Annotated in this window: 16 protein-coding genes and 1 pseudogene; 6 read left to right on the plus strand and 11 right to left on the minus strand. The window is 69.5% G+C overall.

Going from position 1 to position 17,608, the window contains the following annotated elements:
- Positions 1 to 19 precede the first annotated feature (19 nt).
- From AB0N89_RS04145 to AB0N89_RS04155, 3 genes are read right to left on the minus strand one after another with little or no spacing between them, the layout of a single operon-like run.
- Positions 20 to 1,369 carry a VWA domain-containing protein gene (locus AB0N89_RS04145; RefSeq protein ID WP_364199988.1) on the minus strand — a complete coding sequence of 450 codons (1,350 nt, stop codon included), beginning with the start codon at positions 1,367 to 1,369 and terminating at the stop codon, positions 20 to 22.
- Positions 1,366 to 2,247, minus strand: a complete 882-nt coding sequence (locus AB0N89_RS04150) for a MoxR family ATPase (RefSeq protein ID WP_364199990.1) — start codon at positions 2,245 to 2,247, stop codon at positions 1,366 to 1,368. The genes AB0N89_RS04145 and AB0N89_RS04150 overlap by 4 nt, the downstream gene beginning before the upstream one ends.
- 21 nt (positions 2,248 to 2,268) lie before the next feature.
- Positions 2,269 to 3,714, minus strand: coding sequence for an MFS transporter (locus AB0N89_RS04155; protein ID WP_364199992.1), 1,446 nt, complete (start codon positions 3,712 to 3,714; stop codon positions 2,269 to 2,271).
- Positions 3,715 to 3,776: 62 nt separating this feature from the next.
- Between AB0N89_RS04155 and AB0N89_RS04160 the strand changes: the two genes are divergently transcribed.
- A complete protein-coding gene (locus tag AB0N89_RS04160; RefSeq protein ID WP_364199994.1) occupies positions 3,777 to 4,757 on the plus strand; it encodes a YafY family protein in 981 nt (326 codons plus the stop codon).
- Positions 4,758 to 4,821: 64 nt separating this feature from the next.
- On the opposite strand, the gene AB0N89_RS04165 is transcribed toward AB0N89_RS04160, so the two are convergent.
- Positions 4,822 to 5,130: a DUF6355 family natural product biosynthesis protein gene (locus AB0N89_RS04165; protein ID WP_364199996.1), complete on the minus strand. Its 309-nt coding sequence runs from the start codon at positions 5,128 to 5,130 to the stop codon at positions 4,822 to 4,824.
- A gap of 193 nt (positions 5,131 to 5,323) precedes the next feature.
- The gene (locus AB0N89_RS04170; RefSeq protein WP_364199998.1) at positions 5,324 to 6,235 is read right to left on the minus strand and encodes a helix-turn-helix transcriptional regulator; all 912 of its coding nucleotides are present in this window, start codon (positions 6,233 to 6,235) and stop codon (positions 5,324 to 5,326) included.
- Between the two features lie 280 nt (positions 6,236 to 6,515).
- On the opposite strand from AB0N89_RS04170, the gene mgrA reads away from it, so the two are divergent.
- Positions 6,516 to 7,550 (plus strand): L-glyceraldehyde 3-phosphate reductase, encoded by a 1,035-nt coding sequence (mgrA, locus tag AB0N89_RS04175; protein ID WP_364200000.1) that lies wholly within the window; start codon positions 6,516 to 6,518, stop codon positions 7,548 to 7,550.
- 56 nt (positions 7,551 to 7,606) lie between these two features.
- Positions 7,607 to 8,359: a class I SAM-dependent methyltransferase gene (locus AB0N89_RS04180; RefSeq protein WP_364200002.1), complete on the plus strand. Its 753-nt coding sequence runs from the start codon at positions 7,607 to 7,609 to the stop codon at positions 8,357 to 8,359.
- A 400-nt stretch (positions 8,360 to 8,759) separates the two neighbouring features.
- Here the strand turns inward: AB0N89_RS04180 and AB0N89_RS04185 are convergent.
- From AB0N89_RS04185 to sigC, 5 genes and pseudogenes are all read right to left on the minus strand, one after another.
- Positions 8,760 to 9,571 (minus strand): annotated as a pseudogene (locus tag AB0N89_RS04185) (aldo/keto reductase).
- Positions 9,572 to 9,580: 9 nt separating this feature from the next.
- On the minus strand, positions 9,581 to 10,822 hold the full coding sequence (locus AB0N89_RS04190) for a helix-turn-helix domain-containing protein (protein ID WP_364200004.1): 1,242 nt from the start codon (positions 10,820 to 10,822) through the stop codon (positions 9,581 to 9,583).
- A 140-nt stretch (positions 10,823 to 10,962) separates the two neighbouring features.
- Entirely contained in the window at positions 10,963 to 11,418 is a 456-nt protein-coding gene (locus AB0N89_RS04195) for a (2Fe-2S)-binding protein (RefSeq protein WP_005155104.1), read from the minus strand.
- A gap of 26 nt (positions 11,419 to 11,444) precedes the next feature.
- Complete coding sequence (locus tag AB0N89_RS04200; RefSeq protein ID WP_364200006.1) at positions 11,445 to 13,682, minus strand: molybdopterin cofactor-binding domain-containing protein; 2,238 nt, start codon at positions 13,680 to 13,682, stop codon at positions 11,445 to 11,447.
- 204 nt (positions 13,683 to 13,886) lie between these two features.
- Positions 13,887 to 14,456 carry an RNA polymerase sigma factor SigC gene (gene sigC, locus AB0N89_RS04205; protein ID WP_093936321.1) on the minus strand — a complete coding sequence of 190 codons (570 nt, stop codon included), beginning with the start codon at positions 14,454 to 14,456 and terminating at the stop codon, positions 13,887 to 13,889.
- A 58-nt stretch (positions 14,457 to 14,514) separates the two neighbouring features.
- Between sigC and AB0N89_RS04210 the strand changes: the two genes are divergently transcribed.
- Complete coding sequence (locus AB0N89_RS04210; RefSeq protein WP_364200008.1) at positions 14,515 to 15,243, plus strand: zf-HC2 domain-containing protein; 729 nt, start codon at positions 14,515 to 14,517, stop codon at positions 15,241 to 15,243.
- A 219-nt stretch (positions 15,244 to 15,462) separates the two neighbouring features.
- Positions 15,463 to 16,665, plus strand: coding sequence for an ROK family protein (locus AB0N89_RS04215; protein WP_364200010.1), 1,203 nt, complete (start codon positions 15,463 to 15,465; stop codon positions 16,663 to 16,665).
- On the opposite strand, the gene AB0N89_RS04220 is transcribed toward AB0N89_RS04215, so the two are convergent.
- Positions 16,662 to 17,126, minus strand: coding sequence for a pyridoxamine 5'-phosphate oxidase (locus AB0N89_RS04220; RefSeq protein WP_364200012.1), 465 nt, complete (start codon positions 17,124 to 17,126; stop codon positions 16,662 to 16,664). The genes AB0N89_RS04215 and AB0N89_RS04220 overlap by 4 nt on opposite strands.
- Here AB0N89_RS04220 and AB0N89_RS04225 point away from each other — a divergent pair.
- Positions 17,125 to 17,607: a MarR family transcriptional regulator gene (locus AB0N89_RS04225; RefSeq protein WP_364200014.1), complete on the plus strand. Its 483-nt coding sequence runs from the start codon at positions 17,125 to 17,127 to the stop codon at positions 17,605 to 17,607. The genes AB0N89_RS04220 and AB0N89_RS04225 overlap by 2 nt on opposite strands.
- The last annotated feature ends 1 nt before the right edge of the window (position 17,608 follow it).

Here is a 17,608-nt window from a genome sequence, read left to right on the forward strand (position 1 = left end):
AGCCTTACAAGACGCAGCCTCAGGCGGGCAGAAGCCGGGTCACCAGCCGGGTCAGCTGGTGCACGTTCCGGCATTCGTGCATCTCGACGACCTCCGCGTAGGCGTGCGCCTCGGAATCGCCGGTGGACCACAACGCCGTCCGCTCGGGATTGAGCCAGTACGTATGCCTCGCCGCTGCCGCGATGCCACGCACCGCGGCCAGGTTCGGGTCGCCGCCGTTGGTCCTGGCGTCCCCGAGGATGAGCATGGATGTCTTGGGGCCCACGGCATCCGGGTACCGCTCGACGAATTCGCCGAGCGCGTGCCCGTAGTCGCTGTGCCCGTCCCAGCGGGTCAGCTCGGCGTCGGCGAGGATGCGCGCGCCGAGGTCCTCCGGATCGGCCGCGCCGGTGTCGACGAGGTGGGTGATCTCGTCGCACGCGTCGATGAACGCGAACACCCGCACCTTGCTGAACTGGTCCCGCAGGGCCTGCACCAGCAGCATGGTGAAGTTCGCGAAGCCGGCCACCGACCCCGACATGTCGCACAGCAACACGATTTCCGGCCTTCCCGGCCGGTGCCGCCGGTACGACGGCCGCATCGGGACGCCACCGGTGGACAGCGAACGCCGCAACGTCCGGCGCAGGTCGATCTGCCCGCGCGCGTGCCGCCGTCGCCGGGCGGCCAGCCGGGTGGCGAGCTTGCGCGACAACGGCTGGACGACCCGGCGGAGTTCGGCGAGTTGCGCGCGGCTAGCGAGCAGGAAGTCGACGCGGTCGGCGGCGGGCGGCACGGCGTGCCGCGAAACCCTTTCCCTGCCACGGACTTCCGCCACCCGGCGGCGCGCTTCGGTCCGCACCAGCCCGCGAAAGCCCTCGACCCGGCGGCGGACGTCGTCGCGATCCAGTCTGTCGGTGAAATCGTCCGAAGCCCCCGCGCGGATCGCTTCGAGCACACGGACCACGAGTGTCTGCGGCTGAAGCCGTTCCAGCGTCTGATGCGCCGACCAGCCACCGGTCCCCGCAGTGCCGCCGTACTCCCCCAGCATGTCGACGGCGAGCCCGGCCAGCTGCGTCAAGTCCGTCTGGTCGTTCGCGGCGAGCGCGGTGGCGAGCCGGTCGCGCAACGCGGCCAGGTCGTCGACGGGGTCCTGCGACGGCGCGCCGACGCCGAGCGGGAAGTAGAGGTCGAATGTCGCGTCGAACACCGCGCGCTGGCCGCCGCGCCGCACCAGCGCGGCCGCGAGCCCTTCCCGCATCTGCTCGCGGGAGGCCAGGCCGAGCACTTCGAGTGCCGCGGCGGCATCGACCGTCTCGCTGGGACCCGCCGGGATCCCGTGTTCCCGCAACGCTTCCACGAATTCGACGAGCCTGCCCGGCACGCCGCTCACGAGTCGAGGACCTTGCCGAGTTCCAGCCGCGCGTCCGCCTTCAGGACGTCGTCCTGGTGCTTGAGGATGACACCGAGGCTCGCGCGGACGACGTCCTCGCCGAGGCTGTCCGCGCCGAGCGCCAGCAGGGTCCGGGCCCAGTCGATGGTCTCGGCGACCGACGGCGCCTTCCGCAGTTCCATCGCCCGCAGCGCGGTGATCACCTTGACCACGGACGCCGCGAGCGCGTCGTCGACGCCCGGGACCTTGAGCCGCACGATGCGCTGTTCCAGTGCGGCGTCGGGGAAATCGATGTGCAGGAAGAGACACCGCCGTCGCAGCGCCTCGGAAAGCTCCCGCGTCGCGTTCGAGGTCAGCACCACGAACGGCTTGCGTCCGGCGGTGATCGTGCCGAGTTCCGGGACGGTGATCTGGAAGTCGCCGAGCACTTCCAGCAGCAATCCCTCGATCTCGACGTCGGCCTTGTCGGTCTCGTCGATGAGCAGGACGGTCGGCTCGTCGCCCTTGATGGCCGTCAGCAGCGGCCGGGCCAGCAGGAATTCCTCACCGAAGATGTCGTTGCGGGCTTCGTCCCACGTCTCGTCTTTGCCCGCTGTGATCCGGAGAAGCTGCTTCGCGTGGTTCCACTCGTACAGCGCCCGCGACTCGTCTACGCCTTCGTAGCACTGCAACCGCACGAGCCGGGAGCCGCTCGCCTGCGCGACGGCCTTCGCCAGCTCGGTCTTGCCGACCCCCGCGGGGCCCTCGATCAGCAACGGCTTGCCGAGGGCGTCCGCGAGGAACACCGTGGTGGCGACGGCCGCGGAGGCCAGGTAGCCGGTGTCGGCGAGCTTCGCCGTCACGTCTTCGACGGATGTGAAGTACCCGGTCCCAGCCACGCGGCCTCCCAGCTCGATCGCCTACCCGGCCGACTCTACGTCGCGGATCCGCTTGGGCAGCAGGAACCCGACCGCGAAGGTGAGCATCACCATCACCGCGACCACCCAGAACGTCCGCTGGGCGGCGTCGGTCGGGCCGGCGGTCCCGGCGTCGAAGAACACCGTGCCCAGCAGCGCCATCCCCAGCGCGCCGCCGACCTGCTGGAGCGAGGTCAGCGCCCCCGACGCCGAGCCCGCCTCAGACGGCTCCACACCGGACAACGCGATCTCGAAGTACGGCCCCATGATCAGCCCGGATCCGATCCCGACCACCAGCAACGCGGGCGCGAGCAGCCACGGACCGGCCTCCGGGCCGAGGAGTGACAGCAGGGCGACCACGCCCGCGGCCATGATCAGCGCGCCGGTGTGCAGCACCTTGCGACCGTGCTTGCGCACCACCTGCACCAGGCCCATCCCGACGATCATCCCGAGCGACATCGGCACCCCGGTCAGCCCGGCCTTCAGCGGCGAGAAACCGAGCCCGAGCTGCAGGTACAGCGTGAAGACGAGACCGAAGCCGGAGAACGCCGCGAAGTAGATCGTCCCGGTCGCCATCCCGGCGAGGAAGCTGCGCTTGCGGAACAGGCTGGGCTCGACCAGCGGGTCACCGCCGCGGCGGCTCTTGCGCTTCTCGAACCACGCGAACACCCCGAACACCACGACCGAGGCCGCCATCATCGCGAACGCCCACAGCGGCCAGCCGTACTCGCGGCCCTGGACCAGCGGGAAGACGATCAGCAGCGCACCGGTCGTGGCGAGCAGCGCGCCGGGGATGTCGAGTTTGAGCGAACCGCCGGGGCGGGATTCGGGCAGGAACTTCATGGCGGCGAGCACCGCCAGCGCGCCGATCGGGAGGTTGACCAGGAAGATCATCCGCCAGCCGGTGCCGAACAGATCGGCGTCGACCAGCCAGCCCGCCAGGATCGGGCCGCCGACCGCGGCGAGTCCCATCACCGGGCCGAACATGCCGAACGCGGACTGAAGCTCCTTCCCGGCGAACATCTCCTTCATCATGCCGAGGCCCTGCGGGACCATCGCGGCGCCGAACAGGCCCTGCACCACCCGCGCGCCGATGATCATCTCGGGGCTCACGGCGACCGCGCACAGCAGCGAACCGGCGACGAAGCCGATCGCGCCGATCAGGAACATGCGCTTGCGGCCGAAGATGTCGCCGAGCCGTCCGCCGGTGAGCAGACCGGACACCATCGCGAGGGTGTAGGCGACGCCGAGCCACTGGATCATCGCGGTGCCGCCGCCGAGCGAGGTCCGCATGACCGGTCCGGCGATGCTCGTGACCGTCATGTCGAGCAGTTCCATCACCGAGCCGGTCAGGATCACGAACAGCGCGGGCCAGCGCCAGCGGTACCGCTTCTCGGTGGGCGTGTTCTCCGTGGTCACGGCGCCCGGGGCATCCAGTGTCATCGTCATGGGAACAACGCTAAAGTCAATTCCGGCCACTTTCTGACCGGAATCGGAGCGAACCTGGATCCATGGCGAACACGAGTGCGCGGATGCTGCGATTGCTTTCCCTTCTGCAGACACACCGCTTCTGGACCGGGATCGAACTGAGCGACAAGCTCGAAGTGAGCGAGCGGACGCTGCGGCGCGACGTCGAGCGCCTGCGCGAGCTGGGCTATCCGGTCAACGCGAGCCGCGGCGTCGCGGGCGGCTACCAGCTGCGGTCGGGCACGGTCATGCCGCCGCTGCTGCTGGACGACGAGGAGGCCGTGGCGATCGCGGTCGGCCTGCGGACGGCGGCGAGCGGTTCGGTGGAAGGCATCGAGGAGACGTCGGTCCGCGCGCTGACGAAGGTCGTCCAGGTGATGCCGCCCCGGCTGCGCAGACGCGTCGACGCGCTCCAGGCGTACACGACACCGGCCGCCGTCACGGGTCCCCGCGTCAACGCCGCCAGCCTGACAGTGATCGCGCAGGCGTGCCGGGACGACGAGCGGCTGAAGTTCGACTACGCGGCGCGCGGCGGCGAGGAGTCCGCGCGGCTGGTCGAGCCGCATCGGCTCGTCTCGCTCGGACGGCGCTGGTACCTGGTGGCCTGGGACCTCGACAGGGTGGACTGGCGCACGTTCCGTGTCGACCGGCTCAGTGACCCTCGCACCACCGGCGCCCGCTACCGGCCGCGCGAGATCCCCGGCGGCGACGCGGTCAAGTTCGTCGAGGCCCAGATCAAGGCCAGGCCGACCACGCACACCCTGGTCGTCCGGGTCGAAGCGCCGCGAGCCCGGGTCGAGGCCGCGGTGCGGTACATCGGCGGCATGCTCGAAGCGATCGACGAGACGTCCTGCCGCCTGAAGATGAACTTCGACACCTTCGACTGGCCCGTGCTGATCCTCGCCGCCATCGGCGCGCCCTTCGAGGTCGAGAGCCCTTCCGCGTTCAAAGATCACCTCGGCGCCGTCGCCACCCTCTTCTCCCGAGCGTCCGGAGACGGAAACGCGAGCGGCGGTGAAGGGTGAGCACCCTTCACCGCCGCTCGTGATCGACAAAACCTTGCCCGGACGGCCCGATGGGGGCGTCAGGTCAGCAGAGGCCCGTGTACCACGCGTTGGTGGCGTTGTAGCCGAGCTTGGTGATACCCGGCGTGACGCAGAGGTCCTCGTCGCTGCCGACGATGTAGGTCACGTGGATGCGGACGTTGGTCGAGCCGCAGTGGTTGTAGTAGCTCATCGGACCGCCCTCGTAGTAGCCGCACACGGCCATGGTCCCCAGGTCACCCTGGGGAGTGGCCTCCGTGGCGGACGCGGTCGTGGCGGCACCGAACATCAGCGCGCCCGCCGAGGCGGCGACCGACGCGGCGACGGCGGCCCTGGTCGCGATCTGCTTCAACATGGCTGTTCCCTCCAGATTGGTTTTCCCGAGTCCGAGCAATTCCGGAAAGCCCCTTTCCCAATGAACGCGCGGGGACCATTCCGCCCATCGGGGAAGGGGGTCGGTATTTCACTCCGGTTCCGGTCGGACATCTCAAAACTTATGAATTCGGCTCGCGAGTGACAAGCCCTTTCACCGCAGCCTGAAACCGCGATCACGGCCGGAGCAATGCGGCCCCTCTTCGCGAGATCCGGTGCACCGCCGCGCCGTTCGTCCGTGCCGTCTGCACCAGGCCGGCGTTGCGCAGCACGGTCGTGTGCTGGCTGGCACCGGCGAGGGAGATGCCGAGGACGTTGGCGAGATCGGTGGTGTTGACCTGCGGCAGATCGGCGATCGTCCGCAGCACGGTGGCCCTGGTCCGGCCGAGCAGGGCGGTCAGCGAGCGGGCGCGCAGCGCCTCCTCGTCCGTGGTCGCCGCCCAGTCAGGCGACCGCTCGACGGGGTAGACGAGCATGGGCGCGGCGGAGTCACCGGAGAGCGTCGTGATGGGACCGCCCCAGCAGAAGAACGACGGCACCAGAACGAGACCGCGGCCGTCGAGGTGCAGGTCCTGTTCGACCGGGTAGTCGACCTCGAGCACCGGCGACCGCCACCGGACGGCGGGGTGCAGCCCGGCGAGAACGGCCTCGAAGCCGGCCGAGGCCACGACATCCGCCCTGCTCCGCCGGTCCTGCTCGACGTGCTGACGGATACCGGACCAGAACGGCTCGATGGCCTCGCGATGGTACGCGCGCAAGGCGCCTGCCAGCCGTCTCAGCGACTCCACCTCGCCGTCGGCGATCTCGGCCACCCAGGTCGGCAGCACCCGGTGCCGGGCGAGTTCGGCGATGTCGGTCTTCAACCTCGTCCTCGTGGTACCGAGGAGCAGGTCGATCCCGGTCTCCAGATCGGGGATGTCTCCGGGCGGCGTGAGGAAGTCCGGCGAGTAGCCCGTGGGTCTCGCCAGCGCGGTGAGCAGCCCCGCGCTCGCCGGGAGCCGAGGCCGCAGCTTCCGCCGCCAACCGCCGAAAACCGGCTGGTCCTGATCGGTTTGGACAAGATGAAGACTCAGCAGGATCTCCCACATCCGATGTGGTTCGGCCAGTAGCCGGATCCTGAGCAGATCATCCGTGGAAAAGTATATGCGCAGCATTAATGGAACCCCCAGTTCGTTCCGTTACCTTCGCAGGATAGCCCCTTTCACTGGTCCGACCACCCATCCATTCCGGTACTGCCCGACTAGTTCGAATCTCTTCGAACTAGTCGGGGCTTCCGTTAGCCGGGCCCGGCCGGGAATACACGACCGGGACGGCGGCAAGCGCGGTGTCACATTCGGCGGCGCGCCTCCTGCGGCTAGCATCGGGCCCGTGAGCACCTATGTCGCGGCCGAGGGCCGATACGAGAGCATCCCCTACCGTCGCACCGGGCGCAGCGGCCTGAAGCTGCCCGCGATCTCGCTGGGCCTGTGGCACAACTTCGGGAACGACAAGCCACTGGGCACCCAGCGGGACATCGCGCGGCGCGCGTTCGACCTGGGCATCACCCATTTCGACCTCGCCAACAACTACGGCCCGCCCTACGGCTCGGCCGAGGAGAACTTCGGCAGGCTGCTGGCCTCGGACTTCAAGCCGTACCGCGACGAGCTGGTCGTCTCGACCAAGGCCGGCTACGACATGTGGCCGGGCCCGTACGGCGAATGGGGTTCGCGCAAGTACCTGCTGTCCTCTTTGGACCAGTCGCTGGGCCGGATGGGCCTGGACTACGTCGACATCTTCTACTCGCACCGTTTCGACCCCGAGACGCCGCTCGAAGAGACCGTCGGCGCGCTCGACACCGCCGTCCGCTCCGGACGCGCGCTGTACGTCGGCATCTCGTCGTACTCGTCGGAGAAGACCGCCGAGGCCGCGCGGCTGCTGCGGGAACTGGGCACGCCGCTGCTGATCCACCAGCCGTCGTACTCGATGTTCAACCGCTGGCTCGAAGGCGACAAGCTGCTCGACACGCTCGAAGCCGAAGGCGCGGGCTGCATCGCCTTCTCGCCGCTGGCGCAGGGCCTGCTGACCAGCCGCTACCTCGACGGCGTCCCGGAGAATTCCCGTGCGGCGCAAGGGAAGTCCCTCAACCCGGACACGATCACCGAGGGCACCGTCGGCAAGATCCGGGCGCTGAACGAGATCGCCCAGCGGCGTGGTCAAACGCTGGCGCAACTCGCCCTGGCGTGGGGCCTGCGCGACCCGCGGATGACGTCGGTGCTGATCGGCGCGAGCAGCGTCGCCCAGCTTGAGGACAACGTCGGCGCGTTGAAGAACCTGCACTTCACCCACGAAGAGCTGGCCGAGATCGACCGCTACGCCACCGAGGCCGACATCAACCTGTGGAAGCGGTCCACCGACGCCGGATAGGGTGCACGTCGGGAAAACGCGTTGCCCCGCCGGTCGGCGGGCCCGAGACTGCGGACATGACGTTCGAAGATCAGCTCGCCGAAGGAGTGGCCGTCCCGGTCGAAGGCTGGGACTTCTCGTGGTTCGAAGGGCGGGCCACCGAGGAACGGCCGCCGTGGGGTTACTCGCGGCTGCTCGGCGAACGGATGGCGGCGGCTTCGGCGGGGCTGGACCTGCAGACCGGCGGCGGTGAGGTGCTCGCGGGCATCCCGAAACCGCCGCCGGTCCTCGCGGCCACCGAGGGCTGGCCGCCGAACGTCGAGGTCGCGCGGAAGAACCTCGCGCCCCTCGGCGGGCAGGTGGTCGAGGCGACGGACGACGCGCCGATCCCCTTCCCCGACGAATCCTTCGACCTGGTGAGCAGCCGCCATCCGGTCGAGAACCCGTGGCGGGAGATCGCCCGCGTGCTGCGGCCGGGCGGAACCTTTCTGTCGCAACAGATCGGCGCCGGCACTGTCCGCGAGCTGAAGGAGTTCTTCCTCGGCCCGCAGGACTACGGCGGCTGGACACCGGACGTGCTGCGCGTCGAGGCGGAGGCCGTCGGACTGCGGGTGGACCGCCTCGAACCGGCGAAACTGCGGATGGAGTTCTTCGACCTCGCCGCGGTCGTCCACTTCCTCCGGAAGGTGATCTGGATCGTGCCGGGGTTCGAAGTGGACAAGTACCGCGACAAGCTCGCGGAGCTCCATCGGATGATCGAGACCGACGGGATGTTCGTCGCGCATTCCCGACGGGTGCTCGTGGAGGCCGTCAAGCCTGGTGAGCGGTAAAGACGGCTAGAGCGGACCGGTATTTACCTACCCACGCCTGACCTGCGCGAGGGTGACGGTCGCCGGGCTCGACGATGAAGGAATTGGGACAGTGAACGTCCCAATTCCTTCATCGTCACTCCTGCATCGTCGCTCGGTGTCGCCCAGCTCGGGATCTTGATCAACGGAGGATCGGGGACGCTCAACGTCCCCGATCCTCCGTTGATCAAGATCGTGCCGGTCACCCCCGTCGACCACACTGCCATCCAGCACAGGCGCTACCCGTGGCGCCGCGAATCCCTCATCAACGAGACCGAGCGTGGAGGATTCAGGACGCTCAACGTCCCAAAACCTCCACACACGATCGCCGGCCACACCAATGGGTAGATAAATACGAGACGGCTAGAACCGTCCTTACCACTCACGAGCGCAAGCGCTCCAGCTGCTCGTCGGTCAGCTTGAGGTCCGCCGCGGCGAAGTTCTCCTCGAGATGGGCGATCTTCGCCGTCCCGGGAATCGGCAGGATCACCGGCGACCTCGCGAGCAGCCACGGAGCCCGACCTGCGCCGTGGTGACCCCGAGTTCCGCGGCGACGGCGGCGATCTCAGCGGTGGCGCTGGATGCCGACCCGAGCACCGGACGCCAAGGCAGGAAAGCGATCCCGGCCTCCTCGCACGCGTCCAAGACAGCCTCGTGGGTGCGGTCGAGAAGGCTGTAGCGGTTCTGCACACTCGCGACGTCCACGATCTCCCGTGCCCGCGCGAGCTCGTCCACGGTGATCTCGGACAACCCGATCCGGCCGATCTTGCCCGCGTCACGCAGGTCCCGCAGCGCGCCGAGCTGGTCCACCAACGGGGTTTCCGGGTCGATGCGGTGCAGCTGCAGCAGCTCGATCCGTTCGACGCGCAGCCGCTTCAGCCCCGCGTCCACCTGCGCGCGCAAGGATTCCGGCCGTCCGTCGTACTTCCAGTCGTCCCCGGTCCGCACGACGCCGACCTTCGTGGTGACCACCAGGTCGTCCGGGTACGGGTGAAGCGCCTCCGCGAGAAGTTCCTCGTTCGCTCCCCCGCCGTAGAGATGCGCGGTGTCGATCAGCGTGATGCCGAGTTCGACCGCTCGCCGGGCGACGGCGATCGCGTTCTCGCGCGCGGGTCCGGCTTCGGTGGGCAGGTGCATGGCGCCGAAACCGAGACGGCGCACGCGCAGGTCTCCGCCGATGGCGAACTCGTCCATGCGGGGAACCTACCGCAGCGGATCCCTCGGCGCGGGCAGATGCGAAGTGTCCGGGAACATGTGGAGCGCGCGCAAAGCGGCGCCGAGCTCGGCGATGTCGGCCGGGTCGGTCAGGGAGCGGCCCAGTTCCTCGGAAATCCGCTTCAGCCGGTGCCGGATCGTGTTGGGGTGACAGAACATCCGCTCCGACGTGAGTTTCGTGGAGCCCTGGCATTCGAACCACGCCCGCAACGTCAGCAGCAGCACGTTCCGGTCGTCGCCGGGCAGGTCCAGGATCGGCCGCAGCACGTGATGCGCGAGCTGGACCGACGCCTCCGGCGCGCTGGCGACGAGCCCGGCGAGCGGGGATTCGTTGAACTGCACCATTCCCTTCGTCCCCGGCATCATGCTGGAGAGCGCGACCCGCGCGAGATGCAAAGCGCGGGACGTGTTCCCGAGACCGGTGAACACCGGGCTGACGCCGATCCGGCCGGTCTGGTTCTCCCGCAGCAACTCGATGATCACCTGGGAAGCCGACTGGTCACGCATGGACACGACGCCGACCTGGAGGTCCGGGGTGAGCCGCCAGGCGGACGCGTGATGCCGGTCGCGGAGCCGGTTTTCGATCTGGGGTAACGGTTCCTGCCCGACGCGCGGGGTCTCCGCCGCGACGACGACGTAGGTCCCGTCGAGCGAAAGTTCCAGCACCCTGGCGATGTCCCACAGCGTGCCTTCGGTGGCCGTGCCGCCGGCGAACAGCGCCTCGATCAACGCGGACCGGCGGCTTTGGTGCGCCAGCATGACTTCGGCGGTGGTGTCCCGATAGGTCGTCGTCAGCGCCTCGGCGTAGTCGTCGATCAGCGCCCAGATCGCCGACGTCGCGGCGACGAGGCCGCGAAGATCCTGCTGTTCGCCCGCGGAAGTCAGGTCGACGAACCGGTTCCACACCTCGGTGAGCCCGATCCGGTACGCCCGCAGGAGTTCCGGCAGCGGCGCGCCCTGCAACGCCCGCGCGCGCCCGGTCGCCCGCGCCTGCGCGAGGTCGGGTTCCTCGGTGCCGCGCAGAGTCCGCATGACGTATTCGAGGTTGTTCCGCACCGAAGTCCGCAGTTCGGCGAGAGTGACGAACTGCGCGTCGTGGTACACCGGCATTTCGGCGCGGATCTGCTCGACGGTGGTCTCGATGACTCCGGGCAGCAGCTTCTCGACCTCGACGGCCAACTCGGCGACGACGGCGGCCGAGCCTTCGCGGAGCACGGTTCGGTAGTGCATGGACGTCCTCCGGGGCAGGGACACCTCGTCGAGCCCCTGGGGACGTCATCTAACACGACTTGCCCGGAAGTGGCCTGTCGAAGCCGAAATACTCCGCTGGTGCGGCGAAAATCTGGGATTTTCGCCGCACCAGCGGGTTTTCACATCTTCGCTGCCGCGCTCTTGATGGCTTCGCGGATCCGGAAATAGGTGCCGCACCGGCAGACGTTCTGGATCGCGTCGATCTCGGCGTCCGTCGGATTCTTCGTCTTCTTCAGCAACGCCACCGCGGCCATGATCTGCCCCGGCTGACAGTAGCCGCACTGCGCGACGTCCTGTTCCAGCCAGGCCTCCTGCACCGGGTGCAGGTCCTCACCGTCGGCGAGGCCTTCGATGGTGGTGACGTCCTTGCCCGAGCAGTCGGACACCGGCGTCACGCACGGGTTGAACGCCTCGCCGTCGAGGTGACTGGTGCAAGCCTTGCAGACGTTGATCCCGCAGCCGTACTTCGGGCCGCGGACGCCGAGTTTGTCCCGCAGCGCCCACAGCATGGGCAGATCGGCGGGCGCGTCGACGGTGACGGTCTTCCCGTTCACCGTGAAGGTGTAATTGGGCATCGGAACTCCTTGGCGGGGAAGGAAAGTCAGCGGGGGAAGGGGTCGAAGTCGATCGGGAAGTTGATCGGGAAGCTGCGCGGTTTGATCCCGGTGGCCCGCGCGTAGGCGTTCCCGATGGCGCCGACCGGCGCGGGCACGCCGAGTTCCCCGGCGCCGCCGATCTCGCCCGTCTCCGGCATCACGTGCACCTTGACGTCCATCGGCGAGTTCTTCTGCCGCGCGTAGTGGTACTGCGAGTAGCTGCCCTCCAGCGGGAGGCCCTTGTCGATGTGCAGCCCGGCGGTCAGCGTCGTGGAGATGCCGTCGGTCAGGCCGCCGAGCATCTGCGCCTCGATGCCGCGCGGGTTGATCGGCTTGCCGACGTCGACGGCGATGGTCGCCTTGGTGACGCGCGGGTTCTTCGGGTCGCGGGCGTCCATTTCGACCAGGCAGGCGGTGTACGACTTGTACTCGCCGTGCACCGCGACACCCTGCGCGAAGCCCTTGGGCATCTTCTTGCCCCACTCGCCGAGTTCGGCGACCTTGTCCAGCACGGCGCGCTGCCGGTCGTTCTTGATGAACTCGCGCCGGAACTCCACCGGGTCCTTCCCGAGTTTCGCGGCGATCTCGTCGACCATGATCTCTTCCGCGCCGCGGGTGCTCGACGAGTACACCGATCGCCAGGCGCCGGTGTGGAAGTCCACCGGGACCTCGTTGAGCAGCTGCGTGGTGACGCCGAAGTTGTACGGCGACTTCACCGTCAGCAGGAACACCGTCTGCGCGAAGCTCAGGTTGCCGCCCACCGGGAGCTTCGCGGCGAAGGCGGTCAGGACCTCGCCGAGACCATGGCTCCAGTCGGTCTCCACGCTGGCGACGCGGTGCTCGAAGGTGAGCACCTGACCGAGCGCGAAGGTGGCGCGGATCTTGTGGTGGCTCGCGGCGCGGGCGCGGCCGTGGCGCATGTCGTCGATACGGCTCCACATCAGCCGCACCGGGCGCTTCATCGCCTTCGAGATCCGCGCGGCTTCGATCGCGCCGTCGGAGAACAGGCGGCGGCCGAACGACCCGCCCGCCTGCTGGACGTGCACGGTGACCTTGTTCTCCGGCAGCCCGAGCTCCTGCGCGATGTTCTGCTTCGCGAGGATCGGCACCTTCATGCCCGACCAGATGGTCGCGCTGCCCTCGCGCACATCGGCGACCGCGGAGTTGGTCTCCAGCGGAGCGTGGCTGGCGAAGGCGAAGTCGAACTCGCCGTCGACGTACTGGGTCAGCAGCGGCGGCACGACGAACGGCAGCGCCGCGGCCTGGAGCTTCTTCTTGATCGTCGCGTTGTTCTCGCCGTCGACGGTGCCGTTGTTCCAGGTGACGTCGAGGGCGTTCTTGCCGTCGAGCGCCTGCCCGAAGGTCTCGGCCAGCACCGCGACCCCGGTCTTGATGACGGCGATGTCGATGATGCCCGGCATCGCGCGCACGGCGGCCTCGTTGTTGACCTTCTTGACCGTGCCGTTGATCGTCGGCGGGCGGCGGACCATGGCCGGCTTCGCACCGGGGATGTCCAGGTCGAGCGTGTACTTAAGCTGCCCGGTGACCATCGCGCGGGCGTCCTTGCGCGACTGCGGCGTGCCGACCAGCGTGTGCGCGGATTCCGCCTTCGGGGTGGCGGTGAGCTTCCCGAGGTCGGCGCGGGCGGCGGGCTTCGACAGCGCGCCGTAGTCCATCCGGCGGCCGTCGGGCGCGATCACCGCACCGTCCCTTGTGGACAGCCGGTCGGCCTCGGCGCCCCACTGCCGCGCGGCGGTCGCGACCAGGCGGGCGCGGGCGGCGGCGGCCGCGGTGCGCACCGGGGTGTAGAGCGAGCGCATCGTGTTGGAGCCACCGGTCAGCTGGTTGAACAGCAGTTCCGGGCGGGCGTCGGAGAGCACGACGTCGACGCGGTCGAGCGGCAGGTCCAGCTCCTCGGCGACCAGCATCGCGTTCGCGGTGGTGATGCCCTGGCCGACCTCGGTCCGCGGCAGCTCCAGCCGCACCCGGCCGTCTTCGCGGACCTCCAGCACGAGCAGGCCGGAGGTGGGGACGTTCGACAGCGTCAGCACGTCGCCGAGGTCGAGGATCTCGGCCGGTCCGGGCGGGGTCGGGATGACGGCTTCGGCCTCTTCGGGCGCGACGGTGTCGATACCGATCTTCGTGGCGATCGTGAGGGTGGGCGCTGCGACGAGGAAGCTCAGGAACCGGCGACGGCCGAGGCCGCCGGACTCCTGGCCGTCAGTCGTGGTGGGACTGGCCATCGGGAAGATCCCTTCGAGAGCGCGCGGTGAAGGCGGGGACCCTCGCGCGGCCTGGGGTTGGATGGCGACACGCTAGGCATCGGCATTTGGCCTAGTCAACGCGCAGTAGTCGTGTCAGCTCATCTGTGTGACGAGGTGACAGCGAAGAGCCCCAAATGTGTGACGCGCCACAGTGCGGATGGCGCAGCCAAGCCCCCGAACGCGTCAGATGGAGTCGCGCTCCCGGCCCGCTTCGAGCAGGTCTTCGCGGGCGCGGGCGATACGAGAGCGCACGGTGCCGACCGGGCAGCCGCAGATCTCGGCGGCCTCGGCGTAGGAAAGCCCCAGCACCTGGGTGAGGACGAGGACCTCGCGTCGCTCCGGGTCGAGCCCGTCGAGCAGCATCCGCAGCTCCACCAGGTCCTCGAACCCCGCGACACCTTCCGCCTGCCGGGCGCCACGACGCTCGGCGGTGGCCTCCCAGTCGACGTCGGCGAGCTTCGGACGGGCCGAAGCCGCCCGGATGCGGTCGACGACCACGCGGCGCGCGATCGACAGGAGCCAGGTCCGCGAGGAGGACCGGCCGGCGAACCGGCGCAGGCTGCCGAACGCCCGTAGGTACGTCTCCTGGGTGAGATCGTCGGCGGCGCCGACGTCGGCGAGGTGCGCGACGAAACGCCAGACGTCCGCCTGGGTGGCTCGCACCCAGTCCTCGAGCGCCCGCCGGTCGCCGCGGGCGGCGGCGAGTGCGAGCTCGGTCACCCGCTCGTCGTCGTGGTTGCGCGGCCCGGCCATACGAGAAACGTAGCAGCGTCGCGGGAACCGGGGCAGGCCCGCGCCCGACAAGTGAGACGTGAAGTGCGAGACCTGCCGCGAGGCCCTGTCGGCCCGGCTCGACGGCGAAACCGAACCCGCCCCGCCCGAGGTGGTCGACCGGCACGTGGCCGGCTGCGCCGCCTGCCGGTCGTGGCTCGCCGGCGCCGAGCGGCTGCACCGGACGATGCTGCTGCGCCCCGCTCCCCCGGTCCCGGACCTCACCGCCGTCATCCTGGAACGCACCCCCGCCCCGCCGAGCGAGGGCTGGCCGGCCCGGATCGCCCTGGCCGTGGTCGCGATCGCGCAGCTCGGCCTCGCCTTCGCCCAGCTGCTGGGCGTCGAAGACCACGCCGCGGGACACGGCACGGAATCCCTGATCGGGCACCTGTCCCACGAGAGCAGCGCGTGGAACCTCGCCGTCGGCGTCGGGCTCGGCTGGGCGGCCGTCCGCACGAAGGCGGCCGCGGGACAGCTGCCGGCGCTGACCGGTTTCGTCGCGCTGCTCCTGGCCCTGTCCGCGGGCGACCTCGTCGCGGGACAGGTCACCGCCGGGCGCGTGCTCACCCACGGATTGGTCGTCGCCGGAGTCCTGCTGCTGTACGTGGTGAACCGGCAACACCGTCTGCGCAACCGCCCCAGCCCGGCGACGACGGCCGACACCTCGGACGGCTACCCCGCCGAAGCGGGCCACGAAACCGGCGAAGCACCCGAACGACCTCGTCAGCACAGGGGATTCCGGCGCCCGGCGAGCCGTCACGTCGCCTGACCGGAGTATCACCGGCATGGTCTAGACCATTGCCGGTCACGGGGAGCACACGTCCGGATACCGGTGATTCACCGGATTTCACGCGCGGCGTGCACGATTTGCGGCCTGGGCACGGTTATCGTCGCCGGGGAGCCACCGAATGTAAACCTTCTTGCCCTTTTCGGGCCGGACCCGGATAACTTTGGTGGGAACACCTTGGTTCGACAGGAGGCGAAGCTCGTGGTTGGCGCAGAAAGTCCGCCCGTCGGCACCCCCGCCGGGATGCGGAAGATCAATCAGCGCGCCGTGCTGGACCTCCTGCGCCGCACCGGCCCCGCGACACGACCGCAAGTCGCCAAGGACACCGGTCTTTCGAAACCCACGGTGAGCCAAGCGTTACTGGCCCTCGAAGCGGCCGGGCTCGCCAGGGCGACCGGGCACACCTCGACCGGCACCGGCCGGTCCGCCGTCCTGTACGAAGCGGACCCCACGGCCGGGTACGTCCTGGGTGTCGACATCGGACGCGAGCATCTCCGCGTCGCCGTCTCGGATCTCGGTCACACCGTGGTCGCCCGCCGTGACGAGCGGAACACCTCGCGTTCGGGCACCGCTCTCGTCAGCGCCGTCGGCGCCCTCGCGGCGGCGACGGTCCGCGAAGCGGGACTGAGCCAGGCCGACATCATCGTGCGCGTCCTCGGCTCGCCCGGGGTCGCGGATCCGGACAAGCGCTGCTTCCGGCACGCGCCGAACCTGCCCGGCTGGGGCAAGGCCGGGCTGCTCGACGAGCTCGAAGGCGTCCTCGGCCCGGATCTGATGGTCGAGAACGACGCGAACCTCACCGCCGTCGGCGAATGGGAACGCGGTGCCGCGACCGGCGCGTCCGTGTTCGCCTGCATCACCATCGGCACCGGCGTCGGCATGGGCGTGATGGTGAACGGCCAGGTCTTCCGCGGCGCGACGGGCGCGGCGGGCGAGATCGGCTACCTGCCCTACGGCCAGTCGCGCGCGGCGGCCGAGGGCGAAGAGCCCCCGCCGGTCCGCGGCCACCTCGAAGAGGCGACGGCGGCGCAGTCCGTCGTCCGCGGCGCCCGCGAACTCGGCCTCGGCACGGCCAAATCGGCGCGCGAGGTCTTCCGGCTCGCCCGCGACGGCGACGAGCTCGCGATGCGCGCCGTCGAAGCGGAGGCGGACAGGCTCGCGTACACCGTGGCTTCGGTGGCGGCGGTGATCGACCCGGAACTGATCGTGCTCGGCGGCGGGATCGGCACCGCGGCCGATCTGCTGCTCGACCCGATCGACCGCGCCCTGCGCTCGTTCACCCCGCTCGTCCCGTCGGTCGTCCAGGGCGAACTCGGCGACGACGGCGTGCTGACCGGCGCGATCAGCGTCGGGCTGCGTGCCGCCGAGGGCCTGGTCTTCGAACGGAAGGTAGGCGCGGCCTAACCGGCGCGCCGCCAGGCCTTTCCGCCGGCGCTGACCCGCCACGGCGCCAGCCTCAGCACGGTGATGTCCGCGTCCAGCGGATCGTCACCGCCCATGATCTTCGGGTCGAACCCCAGCGGTTCCGGCGTTTCCGACGCCAGACGCCACAGGTGCCGTCGCGTTTCCTCGTCGTCGGCGTAGACGGCGCCGCATTCGGCGACGGCGACCTCGTGCGCCGGATCCCAGTACGAGCAGGAGACGAAAGGCGTACGCGCCAGGTGCGCCTTCTTCAACGGCGCCGGCCGGGTGAACAGGTGCCCGACGAGCTCGCCGTCCCGCTCCTCCCAGATCGGGTGCACCACCCGCGACCTCGGCCTGCCCTGTCTGTCGACAGTCGCGAGCGTGCACCAGACCACGCGGTGGGCGACGCGGACGAACTCCGTCCTCAGTTCCGGCGGGATCATGCTAGATTCCACAACCATGGTTGTGGATCCTACGCCGTCGAACCTCGACCTGTCAGTCGTCTCGCTGTTCGCGGGCTGGGCGATGGGCGGCGAAGTCCAGCGGCGGCTGACCGCCGACGGGCTCGGCGAACCGCGGTTCAACGACGGCGTCGTGTTCCAGCACGTGCTCGCGGAGCCGCTGTCGATCTCCGCGCTCGCCGAACGGATGGGCGTGACCCAGCAGGCGGCGTCGAAGGCCGTCGCCGACCTGGAACGCCGGGGCCTGCTGCGGCGCGAGCCCGATCCGGCCGACGCGCGGACCCGGCTGCTGCACCTGACGGACCAGGCCGAAAAGACGATCGCGGCGTCGCGGGAACATCGTGCCGCGGTGGAAAAGGAGCTCGCCGACGAATTCGGCGAAGAACGCGTCGCGGACGCGAAAGCCTTGCTGGCCGGGATACTCGGCCGCTACGGCGACCCGGAAGCGATCCGGGGTCGCCGGGTATTACCTCCGCGGTAAT

It is taken from the genome of Amycolatopsis sp. NPDC089917, from assembly GCF_040684635.1.
In the GTDB taxonomy this organism is placed as follows: domain Bacteria; phylum Actinomycetota; class Actinomycetes; order Mycobacteriales; family Pseudonocardiaceae; genus Amycolatopsis.